At 61.8% G+C, this 16,509-nt stretch carries 11 protein-coding genes and 1 tRNA gene; 6 read left to right on the plus strand and 6 right to left on the minus strand.

Annotation, left to right across the window (positions count from 1 at the left end; all coding sequences use genetic code 11):
- Positions 1-29 precede the first annotated feature (29 nt).
- On the plus strand, positions 30-2,684 hold the full coding sequence (locus H3U90_RS06105; protein ID WP_198177437.1) for a multicopper oxidase domain-containing protein: 2,655 nt from the start codon (positions 30-32) through the stop codon (positions 2,682-2,684).
- 25 nt (positions 2,685-2,709) lie between these two features.
- On the opposite strand, the gene H3U90_RS06110 is transcribed toward H3U90_RS06105, so the two are convergent.
- The 3 genes from H3U90_RS06110 to H3U90_RS06120 all read right to left on the minus strand — a co-directional run bounded on the left by H3U90_RS06110 (position 2,710) and on the right by H3U90_RS06120 (position 5,517).
- Positions 2,710-3,303, minus strand: coding sequence for a TM2 domain-containing protein (locus H3U90_RS06110; RefSeq protein ID WP_198177438.1), 594 nt, complete (start codon positions 3,301-3,303; stop codon positions 2,710-2,712).
- 197 nt (positions 3,304-3,500) lie between these two features.
- Positions 3,501-3,577: transfer RNA gene (locus H3U90_RS06115), tRNA-Arg, on the minus strand.
- 44 nt (positions 3,578-3,621) lie between these two features.
- Complete coding sequence (locus H3U90_RS06120) at positions 3,622-5,517, minus strand: 1-deoxy-D-xylulose-5-phosphate synthase (protein WP_198177439.1); 1,896 nt, start codon at positions 5,515-5,517, stop codon at positions 3,622-3,624.
- Between the two features lie 179 nt (positions 5,518-5,696).
- Between H3U90_RS06120 and purE the strand changes: the two genes are divergently transcribed.
- The 3 genes from purE (at position 5,697) to H3U90_RS06135 (ending at position 7,866) form a co-directional block, all read left to right on the plus strand.
- Positions 5,697-6,203 carry a 5-(carboxyamino)imidazole ribonucleotide mutase gene (purE, locus tag H3U90_RS06125; protein ID WP_198177440.1) on the plus strand — a complete coding sequence of 169 codons (507 nt, stop codon included), beginning with the start codon at positions 5,697-5,699 and terminating at the stop codon, positions 6,201-6,203.
- Positions 6,187-7,353: a 5-(carboxyamino)imidazole ribonucleotide synthase gene (gene purK / locus H3U90_RS06130; protein WP_198177441.1), complete on the plus strand. Its 1,167-nt coding sequence runs from the start codon at positions 6,187-6,189 to the stop codon at positions 7,351-7,353. The genes purE and purK overlap by 17 nt, the downstream gene beginning before the upstream one ends.
- A 69-nt stretch (positions 7,354-7,422) precedes the next feature.
- On the plus strand, positions 7,423-7,866 hold the full coding sequence (locus H3U90_RS06135) for a Fur family transcriptional regulator (protein ID WP_198177442.1): 444 nt from the start codon (positions 7,423-7,425) through the stop codon (positions 7,864-7,866).
- On the opposite strand, the gene H3U90_RS06140 is transcribed toward H3U90_RS06135, so the two are convergent.
- Entirely contained in the window at positions 7,838-10,423 is a 2,586-nt protein-coding gene (locus H3U90_RS06140; RefSeq protein WP_198177443.1) for a bifunctional lysylphosphatidylglycerol flippase/synthetase MprF, read from the minus strand. The two genes, H3U90_RS06135 and H3U90_RS06140, sit on opposite strands and share 29 nt — an antisense overlap.
- Positions 10,424-10,477: 54 nt before the next feature.
- Complete coding sequence (locus H3U90_RS06145; RefSeq protein WP_198177444.1) at positions 10,478-11,842, minus strand: alpha/beta hydrolase; 1,365 nt, start codon at positions 11,840-11,842, stop codon at positions 10,478-10,480.
- Between the two features lie 190 nt (positions 11,843-12,032).
- Here H3U90_RS06145 and H3U90_RS06150 point away from each other — a divergent pair, with 190 nt between their 5' ends.
- Both H3U90_RS06150 and H3U90_RS06155 read left to right on the plus strand, forming a co-directional pair.
- Positions 12,033-12,953, plus strand: a complete 921-nt coding sequence (locus H3U90_RS06150) for a metal ABC transporter solute-binding protein, Zn/Mn family (RefSeq protein WP_198177445.1) — start codon at positions 12,033-12,035, stop codon at positions 12,951-12,953.
- A gap of 126 nt (positions 12,954-13,079) precedes the next feature.
- Positions 13,080-15,227: an LTA synthase family protein gene (locus tag H3U90_RS06155; protein WP_198177446.1), complete on the plus strand. Its 2,148-nt coding sequence runs from the start codon at positions 13,080-13,082 to the stop codon at positions 15,225-15,227.
- Here H3U90_RS06155 and purD read toward each other — a convergent pair.
- A complete protein-coding gene (purD, locus tag H3U90_RS06160; RefSeq protein ID WP_198177447.1) occupies positions 15,224-16,495 on the minus strand; it encodes a phosphoribosylamine--glycine ligase in 1,272 nt (423 codons plus the stop codon). The two genes, H3U90_RS06155 and purD, sit on opposite strands and share 4 nt — an antisense overlap.
- Between the last annotated feature and the right edge of the window lie 14 nt (positions 16,496-16,509).

The raw sequence follows: 16,509 nt of genomic DNA on the forward strand, positions 1-16,509 counted from the left end.
TATCAAACCAGGACAAGGCGGACAGACCCATGCACAATGACCCAAAGATGCGCAAGTCCGGCGGCAGGACGGCCTTGCCCAGGTCCAGGATGGCCCTCCTCCTCGGCGCTGGTCTGGCTGCATTGCTTGGCCTGGTTGCGGCGCTGATCCGCGCGGATCTGATACACCCCTCAGGTAGGGTTCCCCTGGCGGATCTGCACGGCGGACTCATGGTCTACGGGTTTTTGGGCGCTGCCATCGGCCTGGAGAGGGCGGTGGCCTACCGTAGCGGCGGTTCCGGCAAACCTGCTTGGGGATTTCTCGCCCCTGCCTTGGGCCTGCTGGGGTCCCTGCTCTGCCTGCTGTCGCTGCTAGCTTCAAGCTGCGGTGCTGCGCCGGCATGGGTCAAGGTGGAACTTATTGGCGGCATTCCGTGGACTTTGTCCATGTTGGTCCTGACAGCCATCTACTCGGCCATCTGGCGTCGGCAACCCTCTGCGGAGGTGATCATACAGGTTCTCGGATCCCTGGTTGGTCTGGTCGGGGCCGCTGGCTGGGTTGCAGGATTGGACGCCGCGGTTCTGGCTCCGACCTGGCTCTTCTTTCTGGTTCTGACCATCGTCGGTGAGCGGGTGGAACTGGCAAGGGCGGTCTTTTCGGATGTCCGTCTTGAATCGGGGATTCTGGGACTCAGCCTCCTGGCGGTCCTGATGCTGCCGGTCCAAGCCATGGCGCCTTCGGTCGGCTATCCGCTTCTGGGGCTGTCCCTGGGTCTGCTCCTCCTGGTCATGGCCAGTCACGACGTAGCCAAGGGCACCTTCCGTCATGGCGGCCTGCCAGGGTTCATGGGCACCTGCATGCTATCGGCCTACGCCTGGGGACTTCTGGCTGCCCTCATCTGGATGGTGGCACCCCTGGATTCCAGCACCTACTGGGGCGACATGGCACTGCACGCGCTGGCTGTGGGATTCATCATGACCATGGTCATCGCCCATGTCTGCATGATCGTCCCCTCGGTCATTCGCAGGCCTCTGCCCTTCCATCCCCTCCTTTGGGGTGCCTGGGCGCTTATGCAGGTTGGTTTGCTGATCAGGCTCCTCGGAGCCATCCGGCTCTATACGCCCTTGTGGAAGGCGGGGAACCTGCTGAATGTTCTGGGAATCCTCTCCATGATGCTGACTGTGGTCTATCTGGCTGCTCGTGGCAAGCAGGTCCTGGCATCCAAGCGCTACCGTCGGCGCCAGCCAGAGGGTTCACAAGCCGAACATGTTGGGACCCTGGCCCTGCGGATGGACCTGATTGCCACCTCGGCTACAGTGCTGGTCCTGGTGGCCGCCGTTGTTTTGATGGCCCTGCGGCCGACGCTGGCCGTCTCGGTCGGGGCTGCGCCCACCGGAGGCGTCCAGGAGGCTTCATCGAAGAGCGTCCAGCCGACGGGTCACATCAGCCGAGCTTCAATCAGAGTAAAGGGGATGGCCTTTGTGCCGGATACCATCACCATTGAGGCAGGCGACCGGCTGGTTGTAAATTTTCAGAACACCGGAGATCAGCGGCATGACTTGGTTTTCGCCAATGGCAAGAGCACAGGGTCGGTTCCGGTGGGCAAGAGCGTCTCGGTCGATGTCGGGGTCCTGGGGGGCGACACACTGGGCTGGTGCTCGTTGGCAGGACACCGCCAGATGGGCATGGAGTTCAAGGTCGAAACACAGGGCGGAACTGTTGCCGAGCAAGGTCAGTCCTCTCTAGGGAAGGCGGCGTCAAGCCATGTCCCATCACCAGCCAAGCTCAAGTCGCAGGCCGAGAAGAGCGATCCTGCCATGGCGGCTCTTCCACCCTTGAATGATCAGGGGAAGGTTGGAACAAGAAAGTACACTTTGGAGGTCAAAGAGCGCAAGGAGCAGGTGGCAGCAGGGCTTGAGCGCACGGTCTGGAGCTTCGACGACGCGGGCGATCCACGGGATAAGGGGTCACGGCCTCTGGCTCAGGGTCCGGTGCTCAGAGGCCGGGTGGGAGACACCTTTGAAGTAACCATCAGAAACAAGGGAAGCATGAGTCATTCCATTGATTTTCATGCCGGTCCGGCCGTTCCGCAGACCATGATGCGCAACATAGAGCCAGGCAAGGAGCTCATGTACACCTTCACCGCTGATCGGGCCGGCATTTGGATGTACCACTGCAGCAGCGACCCCATGTCAAACCATATAGCCAACGGCATGTACGGGGCCGTGGTTGTCGATGACGGCACCCTGCCACCGGTGAATGCGGAGTATGTTCTGGTCCAGTCCGAAATCTATCTGGGGCCCAACGGAGGGACAGCCGATGCTGAAAAAGTGGCGGCCATGAACCCGGATATCATGACCTTCAATGGACGGGCCTTTCAATATGACGCCCATCCTCTCAAGCTGGAGAAGGGGCAAAGGGTCCGCATCTGGGTCCTGGATGCCGGACCCAACCAGCCGCTGTCCTTCCATATCGTGGGAACCCAGTTCGAGGCGGTCTGGACCGAGGGCCGCTACCTGATTGGCGCAGGCACAGGTGCAAATTTCGCCGGTGCTTCATCGGCCGGAGCGCAGGTCCTTCCTCTGCTGCCGGCCCAAGGCGGATTTGTCGAGCTCAAGGTCGATCAGCCGGGCGACTATTCCATAGTCAATCACGTCATGAGCCTGGCCGAAAAAGGCGCGCATGGCATCCTTCGGGTGTCGTGACGCGATTACACGACGTCTGTCGTCTTCAATCCTGCAGCTGGAGTCCCTTGCCGTCCATGTGGTAAGGCGAACCTGGATGTGAGCCAAGAATCTGTGCTCCTTCAACGATGGCCCAGACCGAGGAGATGAGAGGGCCGATGAAGAGCACGAAGATGGTGATCAGCAACTGTGCGACCCCACGCCCGGTCTTGCCCAGATAAAAGTTGTGTATGCCGAAGCCGCCCAGGAAGAAAGCCAGAATGGCCGCCGTGACCTTCGACTTGTTCGACATGCCGGGTCCGCTGACATATTGTGTCTGAAGCTGCCAAGGCTGAATTTGGACCGGTCCGCTGGTGCCGCTGGATTGAGGAGTATATGCGGTTTGGCCATAGGGATCCTGTGGACCTCCCTGGGCGTTTGAAGCCTGCCAGGACTGATCCGCATCAGGGTAGCCATCGGCAGCTGTCGAGGGATTCCCTTGTTGGGAAGCGGACTCGTAGTTGTTGTTGGCAGGCTCCTGGCTGTATCCCTTGTGGCCAGAGTCATTATTGTTTTCCTGAGCCGGGTCTTGGTTGTCGCCTGCTTGCTGATCTGTTGGTTGATACCGATCGTTCATGGTTGCCTTTCCTGTGGATGCCATTGTGGGAATGTATCATTATATCTCCGAGAAGGCTTGATTAAGGGGAGGGCCTGGCATTGAAAACCGTTCAGGCTTGTCCATATTGCCTCTGTCACCGCAATCGTCGTGGGTTGTCCATGGGTGACACATGATGCTATGGCGATATGAAGAAGGACACGAAGAATCCTTGCTCCTTGGGCAGAAGCAGGGAGTCCGATTGGTGACCCCGGAGAGATTCGAACTCTCGACCTACAGATTAGAAGTCAGTTGCTCTATCCAGCTGAGCTACGGGGCCAAACCCTTTCATTGTACCCGCCTGGGTCCACCGGCGGGTCAGATCTATGAAGCCTGGTCGGTAAGGGCATCCGATATGGCTCGAGTCATTGCCGGAACGGTCATGCCATACCTTTCCAGCAGGGTGGTCTTGGGGACCCGGTCGTTGAACTCCTTGGCCGCTCCGAAGGCCAGGGTGTGAACCTGACTAGGCCCGTAGTATGCAGCCACGGCTTGGCCCCAGCCGCCGTCCAGCTGACCGTCCTCGATGGTGACCACCAGGGGGTGGGTACTGGCCAGGGCATCCAGGGTCTGCTCATCCAGGCGGTCATAGCGATGTGGGTCCACCAGTGTGGGCTTCAGCCCCGTGGACCTCTCCAAGAAATCAGCAAGATCGCGGCCAAGTGGGAGGGCGTCGCCGAGAGCCAGCAGGGCTACGGTCTTACCTTCTTGCAGGATTCGATAGTGATCCCAGGGAGCAGCGTCCAATCCGCATTCAGCATTGGTCTTCGAGGGATTTGCAGCCAGCTCCATTGGCTTGCCTGCGCGTTCTGTCGCCAGCGTGCGCTCGCCGGGCACCCTGATGACCACGGGCTGCCGGGCCGGACCCGTGGCCCAGGCCAGCATGTCTAGGAATTCGGCCCCGCTGGTCGGAGCCAGGCAGGTCAGTCCGGGGATGCCTCGCATCATGACCATGTCGGCCGCGCCGGAATGTGTGGCATCGGTTTTGGCAACGCCGGTTGAGAAGACCAGCAGAGTCACCGCACTGCCGTTCAAGGCCATCTCCTGCTCAATCTGGTCGTAGGCCCTCTGGAAGAAGGTGGCCGAGGTGGCGACCACGGGCGTGCCTCCGGCCTTGGCGATGCCCGCAGCGTAGGCTATCGCGTGGGATTCGGCAATGCCCACGTCCCGGTAGTGGTTCCCGGCCCGCTGGCGGAAGTCGGGATCGATACCGTTGGACAGAGGCGTGGCGGGGGAGATGACCACCAGGCCCGGCTCTTGTGGGAACCTGGTCTCCAAGGCCTGCATGGCCATTCTTCCGTAAGTCTTTCGTGAGTTGGGCAGGCGACCAAGAGAGTCCAAACCGTCCTGCCAGTGGTTGGCCTCCACCGGACCTTCAGCGGGCAAATCCGGCAGGGAAGTCATATGAGCTGTTTGTCCATCGCTTTGAGTTATGGAAGTCGGGCCGATTTGTCCCTGACTGCCCTGTCCCAGCCCCAGGCCTTTGCGGGTGTGGATATGGACCACCACCGGATGGTCGGTGCCTTTAACCTGACGGAAGGCCTCGATCAGATTCTCAATCCGGTTGCCCTTATCCACGTAGCGGTAGTCCAGTCCGAGGGCGCGGAAGGGATTGTCCGGGCTGCGTCCCCCACTGGCACGCAGGGCGGCCAGGCTCCTGTAGAGCCCCCCGTGGTTCTCGGCGATGGACATTTCGTTGTCATTGACCACGATGATCAGGTTGCCGCCCTGTTCTGCGGCCCAGTCAAGCCCCTCGAAGGCCGGCCCGCTGCTTAGGGAGCCGTCACCGATGAAGGCGATGATGTTGGCCTTGCCGCCGGTTGCATCCCGCTGGGCGGCCATTCCGCAGGCCAGGCCGATGGAGGTGCCGGTGTGCCCCAGCATGAAGTCGTCGTAGGGGCTCTCCTTGGGCGAGGTGAATCCAGACAGATCCTCCTGCGACCCAGGGTCCGTGTAGGCCCGGCGCCGACCGGTCAGGATCTTGTGGGTGTAGGCCTGATGGGAGACGTCGAAGATCAGATGATCATGAGGCATATCGAAGACGTAGTGCAGGGCGATGATGGGCTCGATGGTGGCAAGGTTGGAGCCCAGGTGGCCGCCGTGACGTCGACAGAAGCGGATCAGCAGCTGACGGATCTCGCCGGCCAGTCGAGTCAGCTCTTCCGAAGAGAGAACCTTCAGATCCTGTGGGGAGTCGATGCTGTCCAGAAGCTTGCCCATAACCCTCCTGTCGGTTTCTGTAATGCAATCCAATGATTCTAGGTCTGGCACGAGGGTTCGGAGCCGCTGAAAGCCCGATGTTCACCAGGCCCGGCCCTTACATCCATAGGACCGTCACGATTGGCTGGCTTCTCCCCGGTCTTGCGTAGTATCGAATGTGCATGAACATTGGAGGGCCAATGGCTGACAATACACATGAAGGGGCACGCGTCGCAGTGATCATGGGATCATCGAGCGACTGGGAGACGATGAAGGAAGCCTGTCGGATGCTGGACCGGTTCGCTATCGTCTACACCAAGGAGGTCATCTCTGCCCATCGCACACCCGGGCGCATGGCGGAGTTCGCGCATCAGGCCCGGAGCCAGGGCATAGGGGTCATTATTGCAGGGGCTGGAGGAGCAGCCCATCTGCCTGGGATGGTAGCGGCTCAGACAACGCTGCCGGTCATCGGGGTGCCAGTAAAGTCCCATGCACTGAGCGGGGTTGATTCACTCCTGTCCATCGTGCAGATGCCTGCCGGCATTCCTGTGGCGACCACGGCTATTGGGGCGTCCGGGGCTACCAACGCCGGCCTGTTGGCGGCTTCGATTCTTTCCATCAACGATCCAAGGCTGGCTCAGTCCCTGGATGACTACCGTGCAGAGCTGGCCCGATCCGTGGAGGCTTCCAATGCCAAGCTTGTCTGAGGAGACCAAGGGAAGAATCGACCACCTGGAGCCGGGGTCCGTCATCGGTATCGTGGGTGGCGGCCAGCTGGGACGGATGATGGCCCTGAGCGCCCGCTACCACGGATTCCGTATCGGTGTGCTGGATCCCACGCCCGATGCTCCCGCGGCCCAGGTGGCCGACTTCCAGGAGACGGCCGACTATGACGACCTCGACGCTATCAAAAGGCTTGCCGACCGCAGCGATGTGCTCACCTACGAATTCGAGAACGTGGATGCCGACGCACTGGATCAGGTGAGGGACCGTGTGGCCATCCCCCAGGGAACCGACCTGCTCAGGGTCACCCAGGACCGGGTCCACGAGAAGACCTTCATCAACCGCCATGGCATCGATACCGCCCCTTGGAGGCAGGTTGACAGTCTTGATCAGCTTGATGCAGCCCTGAAAGAGCTGGGAATGCCCGCTGTGCTCAAGACGCGAACCGGCGGCTATGACGGCCACGGCCAGGCGGTCCTGCGCACGAAGGAGGATCTGCAGGCCCTGAAAGCGCGGATGAAGGGCCGGGACCTCCCGCCCTCCGTGTTGGAAGGGTTCGTGGACTTCGCCTTCGAGGCCTCCATACTGGTCTCAGGCAATGGGAAGGACTATGTCACCTTCCCCATGGTGCGCAATGAGCACCGTCACAACATCCTGCACATGACCCTGGCACCGGCCCAGGTCGAGCCTGGGATGGCCGACCGCGCGCGTGACATGGCCCTGACCCTGGCTGACGGCTTCAAGCTGGCCGGGACTTTGGCCCTCGAGCTCTTTGTCATGCCCGATGGCGGTCTGGTGGTCAACGAGTTGGCCCCGCGCCCCCATAACTCAGGCCACTACACCATTGAGGCCTGTTCCATGGACCAGTTCGATGCCCACGTCCGGGGCATTGCCGGGTGGCCCCTGCCCAATCCCCGCCTGCTCAGCCCCGCGGTCATGGTTAATGTTCTGGGCCAGCATGTGGCACCGGTCAGAAGGTTGCTTGGTGAGCATCCCGAATGGTTCCTGCATGATTACGGCAAGGCTGAAGTGCGCACCGACCGCAAGATGGGGCATCTGACCGTGCTGACCGACGATCTCGAGCAGACAGCCAAGGATCTGGAGGCCACAGGCTGCTGGTCCGACCTGGACTGAACCGAATCCTCACATCTGTTACGGCAATCCGGATGTAGGCTTGGTGGAGCCCAAGGAGTGTGTCTAATCATGAACGCTGGCTCATCCGTCGGTCGCCGGACGCGGCAGAAGAACGCCATCTGGAGGGTTCTTCAGGCCCAGAACGACTTCGTCTCAGCCAAGGAGCTGCACAGGCTCCTTCGCGATTCAGGCCAGCGAATCGGCTTGGCCACGGTCTATCGTCAGCTGGGGTCCCTGCATATGTCCGGCAGCCTGGACTGCATTGAGCATGGAGGCATTCGCCTGTACAGGGTCTGCCTGGCCCAGCGGAGGCACCACCATCATCTGGTCTGTGAACGCTGCGGCAGGACTGTGGAGATCAGCCCGCCGGACGATGGCTGGCTGAAGGACGTGGCGGCTGAACATGGTTTTACGGTCTCCTCGCACACCTTGGAGGTCTACGGCCTGTGCAGCAGTTGTCGGGGCCGCTCCGGTCAGACAGACGTCAGCGATCCTCCCGGCCCTTGGGCATGATGGTCTTGATGGCATCCCAGGCCTGCGAAGCCTTGAGATTGGGCAGGTAGGCCTGGACCACGGCCAGTCCGATCTGGGCCAGCTGGGCCGGGTCGGGGTAGCAGATATAGACCGGGTGCTCACTGGGCTGGAACTTCTTCTTGAAGAAGAAGAGGGAACGGAAGCCGTAGGCCGGTTCCATCAGGTCGGCCACCAGATGCAGGGCATGCTGCAGGAAGGCGGTCCGATCTTCACTGCTGTCCATGCCGGCCAAGGGAGCGGCCGACAGGCTCATGAATTCCGCCGTGCCCTGGTCGCGCAGCCGTTCGGCCATCCGCGCAATCAGGAACTCCATGATTCCATTGGGGCTGTCGGTCCTGTGCCGCATGAAGTCCAGGGTCCAGCCGATCACCTGGCCCTGGCGGTAGGTGGGCATCCAGCTGGTCACGGCCAGCACCTTGCCCTGGTCGTCCACGGCGTAGAGGATGGCCATGCGCGGGTCCCTCAGCTCATCCAGGCCGCCCAGGGTGAACTTCATCTCAGGCAGCGCCTTGAGTTCGGCCCACTGCTCGGAGATGTCCACGATCTGCGACTGGACGTCCCAAGACGCGTCGTTGAAGGTGGTCAGCAAGTCGGTGATGTTGTCACGCTTGGCCTTGTTGATGGCTGTGCGAATGTCCTGCCACTTTTTGCCCTTGGTCTGCCAGAGGCTGGGGGTGACAACCATCTCCGTGCCGACCGTCAGGGTGGACCAGCCGCGTGCGGCAAGCAGATCACGTTGGGGCTTGTGGATGCTGTAGAAGACCGGTGACCAGGAGTGTGCGGTGCAGAAACGCGTGAATTCGTCCAGGTCGTCCGCATATTCATCAGGGTCGCCGAATGGGCCAGTGGTGGTCAGGGCTATGCCGTGCAAAAGCCGGTAGGCTATGCCGGAGTGGCCGCTGGGGGAGAACCAGTAGCTGTTGCCCTCCCAGGTGGTCATGAAGGACATGCTTTCACCGCCGTATTCGACCAGCTTGTCGGCCTCCTGGCGTTCGCTGCCGTTCTGGATGACCGAGCTGCGCATCCAGGAGAGTAGGACCACCAGGACCACCAGCCAGAAGATCAGTCCTATACCGTGGCTGACTAGTCTGCCTGTGGGAGTGCGCGGCACCAGTGTTGGAAGGAAACGTGAAGCCACTCCATTGGGCAGATAGAGCCCGGGCAGCTGGGAGAGTGCCCTGCTAGTGGTGGGCCGTGGATTGAAGGAGCCCGGACTGATGGCGGTGAAGGCCATGTAGCCCATGGCGGTGGCCAGGAAGGCCAGGACGATGGCCGCCCAGCCCAGTTGCAGACGTGAGGTCTTGGTCCGGACCAGGAAGATGCCCAGGTTGCGCACCAGGAACCAGCTGAGAATCAGCGGCGGCAGGGTGATGATCAGCAGGGAGGGCAGGGCGCCGTGACGGATGGCCTGGGGCAGGCCTTCGCCGATGGTCAGTGGGAATACCAGGAAATAGAGCAGGGCCATGACGATGGTCAAAGCGTTGAGGACCACACCGGTGACAGCGGCGACCCGTCGGCCATGGTAGATGCCCCAAGCCGCAACCAGCATAACGAGGGTGGGCATGATCAGGGCGGAGATGCCAGTGGGGGCATGGCCGGCGACCAGGCCGTAGTGGGCGTAGCAGCTGACCTGGTTGTTTTCCGCAAGGCAGCGAGACAGTGCAGCGCTTCCGCCTGTATTGGAGCCCATGAATGTACCCAAGGGAGTCAGGAAGCCGGCGCGAATGCGGGAGGAAACGGTGACCAGGGGGCCGAGAGCCAGAACCGTGGCGACCGCTCCCAGCAGGTGGCGGGTCTCGTAGGATCCGCTATGGCCATGCGGGTTGGCATCCTGGACTGGCCCGTGCCAGAGGTGCCCGGTCAGGTGCCCGATCAGCGCGGCCGCCAGGGCGCAATAGGAGCCCGGATTGCCGGTGTAGAGCACCATAAGGATCAAGGCTGTGTAACCGATGGTGGCAATCCTGCGTCGCCAGAGGAAGTCGCTGAAGGGAATGGATGCCATCAGGGAACCGACCACCAGGATGATGGGGCTGAGCGACATGGGCACTCTGATGAACCAGGCCCAATGATTCTGGAGGGCGTTAATCAGCCAGCAGATGATCAGACCGACCGCCGCGCCGCCTATAGCGCTGATGACCGCTGCCAGCACGGTGCGCCTGCGCCCCAGCCTGGTTTCGGCGATGCATAGCATTACCAGCACCAGGGCAACGTCGATAGCCAGCGGCAGGGGACCGGGGGTGATGACCAAGGACACCAGTAGGCGTGCAAACTGGACCAAGAGCGGGGGGCGACCCTGTCCATGGAAGGGCCGGGAGGCCCGACGAATGATCAAATCGGACAGGGGCATGCCCAGCCGGTTTCTGCCGGGGATGCGCAGCAGCCAGATCAGCAGCCAGCTGATCAGGTTGAGCAGGATCAGTCCGAGGCTGAAGGCCAGTGCAAGGGCGTGGCGTCTGACCCATCGTGCCAGGTCTGTCAGCAAGACACTCTTGGCTGAAGGCTCCATCAGTCTGGATCCCTTATTCGTTGTCTGCATGATTGCGGCGGCTCTTTCTGCTGATGATCTCTATTGATCTGCTGTATCGGCGCTTCAGCTGATGTTCATCTCAACAATATCCGGAAAGTCCTGGATTGGTTGGGATATTGGCCCAAGACCCATGGCTTCGCCCAGCCATTCCAGTCCGGGCTTCCAGGCGGTCTTGACCGTGTGCCAGTCATGGCCCGACCCTTGGGCTATGACGGCCTCCACACTCATGCCTGCCTGGTCGGCGGCCTTGGCGATGACCATCATATTATGTTGGGACTCCTTGTCGTTGGAACCAGCGGCAGTGAATAGCCGCTGGCTCGATGGCGCCCGATCCATGATGGCTTTGGCGGGAACCTGGGCCAGGAAGCGTTTCCGGTCGCCGCCGAAGTAGTCCTGGATCATCTGGTCCTGCCGACCCTGGGTCGGCTCCAGCTCCCCGTCGGCCGGTAGCATGTTCCCGTAGACGTCGGGATGCCGCGCACCCAGCTGAGTGGAGCAGGTCCCTCCCTGGGAGAATCCTCCGATGGCCCAGAGCTGGGGTTTGCTGTCGACCGGCAGGTTGGCCCGGATCCACGTGGGCACGTCACGGCTCAAATAGGTTTCGGCCTTTCCATAGACAGGGGAGTCTACGCACAGGCTGTTGTGGAAGGAGGACCCGTTCTGGTCGGGGGAGACCACCACTGGAGCCAGTCCATCGTGTTCGGCCGCATAGGCATCCATCATGGCGGGGATGGACCCGGCGGTGAAGAGCCGGTCGGGGCTGCCGGGTTGACCGGCCAGAAGGACGAAGACGGGCAGGGCAGGAGGCTTCTTGCTCAACGCAGCGGGCGGTAGGTAAATATCGGCTGGACGTGCCAGGAAACGTGAGCTGTCATTGGGGATGTGCACGCTGTAGGAGCGGCCGGTGCGGGGATAGGTCGGCAGGTTGCCCCGGGAGGCACGGGCACGCCACTGGGCCACACTCATAGCCGGTCTGGCTGCCTGATGGCTCCCGTAGTCGGGATAGAGAGTGACATCGAACAGGGATCCCAGAGTGGTGAACTCTCCGTAGATGATATCCACCCGCAGGCCGGTGGACAGCAGACAGAGCAGGACGCTCAGGGCTGCCAGGAGCCGCCGCCATCCATGTGCAGTGATGAGGATGCATACGGTGAACCCCACGGTCAGGAAGCCCAAGGCCACGGTGATGATGACCATCCAGCCCAGGGAAACCCCGAAGAGCATGAAGACGTCGGAGACCAGCCAGGTGGCCAGAAGTCCCAGGGCTCCTATGCCTACGGCGATGGCGATCTGTTTCAGCAGCGTCCGCCAGCGTCCATGGGTCAGTCCGGTCAACACCAGCAGGGCCAGGGCCAGGGCCGTCAGGGTGAACAGCGTCGCGGGCAGCCATCCCTGGGTCAGATGGACCTTAGCCAGCCATGTACCCATGCAATTCCTTCCAGCCAAAACGTATCCGCAGTTCAGTATAGGGAGTGTCCAGGCGGATGACTGCCATTTGTATAGGCAACCTTTCTGATCATGGGTTGTTCTATGGTAGATTTATTGATAATCAATCTCAGTAACGCTCGTGGGGCTTGTCAAATGACCCAAGGCCGTCGCCAGGAAGGAACCCTCATCCATGTATCCCAGCAGCCCACGCCTTCGCCGGACCCGCACCTTGGTCGCCGCCCTCCTGGCCGGACTGACCCTGCTGACCAGTCTGACAGGCTGCGGGAGGAGCGAATCGACCCCATCCGCCTCCGGATCCGGACCTCTGCAGGTGGTGGCCAGCATCAATCAGTGGCAGTCTTTGGCCGAGGACCTGGGCGGCGATCAGGCCAGGGTGGACACCATTCTGAGCAACACTTCGACTGATGCCCATGACTATGAGCCGACAACGGCCGACATCGCCCGAATCAGCCGTGCCGATCTGGTCATAGTCAACGGGGCCGGCATCGACGACTGGGCTGCCAAGGCCGCCGAAACCGGGCAGGCCAAGTTGGTGGACGTATCCAAGGCATCGGGGCGCAGGGCTGGCGACAACCCCCATCTCTGGTTCTCCTCCCAGGGCAGGAGCGCGGCCGCCAAGGCCGTGCATGAGGCTTACCGGCAGCTGCGTCCAGGCCGCGAGGCCGACTTTGGCAAGGCCTACCGGGACTGGCAGGCTCGACAGACCCGGCTGGACAATCTGATTGCCGATGCGCGCAAGCAGACCCAGGGACGTCACTATGCGGCCACGGAATCGGCTGCCTACTATCTCTGTCATGATCTGGGGATGAAGGACCTGACCCCAGAGGGGTACCTGCGGGCGGCCGCCAACGAGAGCGAACCCTCGCCCGAGGACCTGGTGACCTTCCGCCATCTGCTGACATCCAGGCAGTTGGACATGCTGGTGCTCAACACCCAGGAGGTCAATCGAACCTCCAAGGAGCTGGCCATTGAGGCCCACAGGGCCCATGTGCCGGTCTTCGAGGTCAGCGAGCAGCGCCCCAACAAGTACAGGAACCTGGAGGATTGGATCAGCGCCCTGGTCCAGCAGGTGCCTGTCGCCAAGGTCTGATGGGCCCGCTGGCTCTTTTTGTTCGCTAAGGGGTGTTTTCACGGGGCTTGTCGTCCTTAATGGGAACAATGGCACAGGTATCGGTAAAGGCCCATGGGGCCCAGTCACCAAAGTCAGGAGTAAGCGGTGAAGGATCGTAAGCGTCAGCCCGGCCGGTGGACATCCTGGATGCAGAACATGACCGGACGTCTTCGGGTGCGTGGGTGGGTCTACCTGCTCGCCTTCATCCTGATTGACTTCCTGTCGGTAGGCATCCTTCAGTGGGGGGTCTCCCTGAACAGTTCCCGCGTAGAGCTGTCCAACCCGCTGATCGGCTTCTGGGGCTTCATCTCGGCCATGTGGACCCAGCGCCGGTTCGTCCTGGTGCTCAACATGCTGGCTGTGGGTCTGGTCTACCTGGCCCTGGCCTACCTGACCAATCGCTTCTGGGCGGCTTCAGGGCTGATTCTGGCCATCTGTGCGGTCATTGCGATCATCGAGCGCTTCAAGGTACGCGCACGGTATGAGGCCGTCCTGCCCTCCGATCTGGATTTTCTCCATGCCGATGCGGCCAACCTGGTCTCCTTCCTGCCGGCCCGGTCCCTGCTCATGATCGGGCTGGGGATTGTGGCCCTGATCATTCTCGGATTGCTCTGCTGGGTGGTGACACGGATGGATGCCCGTCGCGGCCGTCCTGTGGCCACCGGCAACAAGCCCCTGGGCGCCGGACTGCGTACGGTGGGGGTCCTGGTTCCGGTCCTGGTGGTGGCGCTCTTCATGTCCACTGTGGGCACCTACGGCAGCCCCGCCTATCGCTTCTCGCAGTTCATGGGCGACATACCCTCTATGTGGGACTCGGTCTATGATGCCCAGCGCAACGGGGTCTTTGTGTCCTTCTCCCGGCAGCTGCGGCCCAAGGTCATGGACCAGCCCGCAGGCTACAGCCGTGCCACCATGCAGACTTTGGCCCACCGTTACCAGCTTTCGGCGGACCGCATCAACCGTGACCGTAAGTCCTATATGAATGAGTCGAGCCTGGTCTACATCCTCTCCGAGTCCTTCTCGGATCCCACGCGGGTGCCGGGCGTCGCACTCAACCAGGACCCCATGCCCCATATCAGATCCATCAAGGACGGCACCACCAGCGGGCTCATGCTCTCCTCCGGCTATGGCGGGGGCACGGCCAATCTGGAGTTCCAGGCCATGACCGGCCTGTCCATGGCCAACTTCGATCCCTCGCTGACCTCTCCCTATCAGCAGGTCATCCCTCACCTGAGCTGGATACCCACGGTCAATCAGGCCTGGGGGTCGCCGTCCAAGTCCCTGGCCTTCCACCCCTATGAGTCCTCCATGTACTCCAGGGCCGAGAACTACAAGAAGTTCGGCTTCTCGCACTTCTACTCACTGACGGGCCCTGACCAGATAGCCCACCAGGACCGCATCGACCGCAGCCAGTACGTGGGGGATCACTCCGCCTACGACTCCGCCCTGGAGCAGATGGGTGACGACAAGGGCAACCAGTTCGTCGAGGTCATCACCATGCAGAACCACATGCCCTACAACGACTGGTATGACGACAACAACTTCTCGGTCAGCTCCTCCGACCCAAACATGCCCCTGGGCGACGATGAGATGCAATCCATCCGCACCTACGCCAAGGGGGTCAGTCTGACCGATCAGGCCACTGCCGATTTCCTGAACAGCCTGGATTCCCAGAGCAAACCGGTCACCGTGGTCTTCTACGGGGACCATCTGCCCGGCATCTACGGCACGGCCGGTTCGGACCAGCGCAACTCCCTGGCCCTGCATCTGACCGACTACTTCATCTGGTCAAACAAGGCCTCGGATGCATCGGGGACACAGGTCAGCAACAGCGCCTATTCCTCGCCCAACTTCTTCCAGGCCCAGGTGGCCGAACACATGGATACCAAGGTCTCTCCCTTCACGGCCTTCCTGACCGAGCTGCACGACAAGATCAGTGCCATCGAACCCCCGGTGGCCAACCAGATCCAGGACTGGAACAGGATCCCTGCAGGGCAGACCAACTATCTGGATGCCCAGGGTCAGCCCATGAACGCCCGTGACTTCGACCAGGCCACCCGGCAGCTCCTGAACGACTACAAGCTGATCCAGTACGACATCATGGCCGGCAAGCACTACCTGCAGGGGACCGGCTTCAACACCACGCCCACCCGCCATTCGGATGCCGCCCGGCAGAAGGCCAAGGAACAAGCCCGCCAGGAGGAGCAAAGCCAGGATAAGGACAGCGAGGACTCGACCAGCTCGGCCAATTAGGCTTCCAGGCCGCGGTGGCCGATGTCGTGCCGATAGAAGAGGCCGGGCATCGACAAGCCGTCCAGCCGGGAATAGACCCGGTGGGCTGCCTGGGCCAGGTCGTCGCCTTGGGCCACCACCAGGGCGGTCCTGCCCGAGGACGATGTCAGACCGGTTGAAGCCGAGCCGGACACTCCGGCGTAGTAGGCTCTGAGGTCCTGCTCTGGAGCAATCAAGGGCACGGGCACCCCGGTCTTGGGGTTGCCGGGATAGCCCTGTGCTGCCAGGACCACTCCAAGGCGGCTGTGGGAGTCGTCCCAGGTGAATTGCGGCTCTCCGCCCTCCATCAGTGTGCGGATGGCCGTGCCCAAGTCGCTGGTCAGTGCAGGCAGCACCACCTCGGTCTCCGGGTCACCCAATCGTGCATTGAATTCGATGACCTGAGGGCCTTGATCGGTGACCATCAACCCCGTGTACAGGACCCCGGTGAAGGGACTGCCTTCCCGGGCCAGGGCACGGACGGTGGGTGCGACGATGGTGTCCAGGGCCTTTTGGGTCAGTTCCGGGCCGAACTGCGGCAGAGGGGAGTAGGCCCCCATGCCGCCGGTGTTGGGACCCTGGTCCCCGTCATAGGCGGGCTTGTGGTCCTGCGACAGCGGCATGGGCCAGAACTGCTCACCCCGGACGAAGCACATGAGCGAACACTCCTGGCCCACCAGCTGATCCTCGATGACCACCTGGGCTCCGGCCTGCCCGAACTTATGATCGATGAAGATGGCATCCAGGGCCTGCATGGCCTGGTCAAGGTCGGTGGCCACCGTCACACCCTTGCCCGCAGCCAGCCCGTCAGCCTTGATGACCACTGGTGCTCCGTGCGAGCGCACATAGGACTTGGCACCGTCCAAGTCATGAAAGACCGAATAATCAGCGGTCGGGATTCCATGCCTGCGCATCAGGTCCTTGGCAAAGCCCTTGGATCCCTCTATGCGGGCCGCAGCCTTGCTGGGTCCAAAGGCGGGGATGCCGGCAGCCTGCAGTTCGTCGACCAATCCAGCCGTCAAAGGAGCCTCGGGCCCGACGAAGACCCAGTCGATTCCCAACTCGCGTATGGCAGCGATCAGTTTTTCGGGTTGTGTGGGATCCTCTCGAAGCAGGCTGATGCCGTCCGGTTCCATGCCCGGGTTGCCCGGGGCGCACCAGACCCGATCCACTCCTGGCCCGGACAGCAGGGTGGTGGCGATAACGTGCTCCCTGGCTCCCGATCCGATGACCAGTACCTTGTCCGCCATGATGGGCTCCTCTC

It is taken from the genome of Bifidobacterium sp. W8103 (assembly GCF_016100775.1).
Classification (GTDB): Bacteria; Actinomycetota; Actinomycetes; order Actinomycetales; family Bifidobacteriaceae; genus Bombiscardovia; species Bombiscardovia choladohabitans.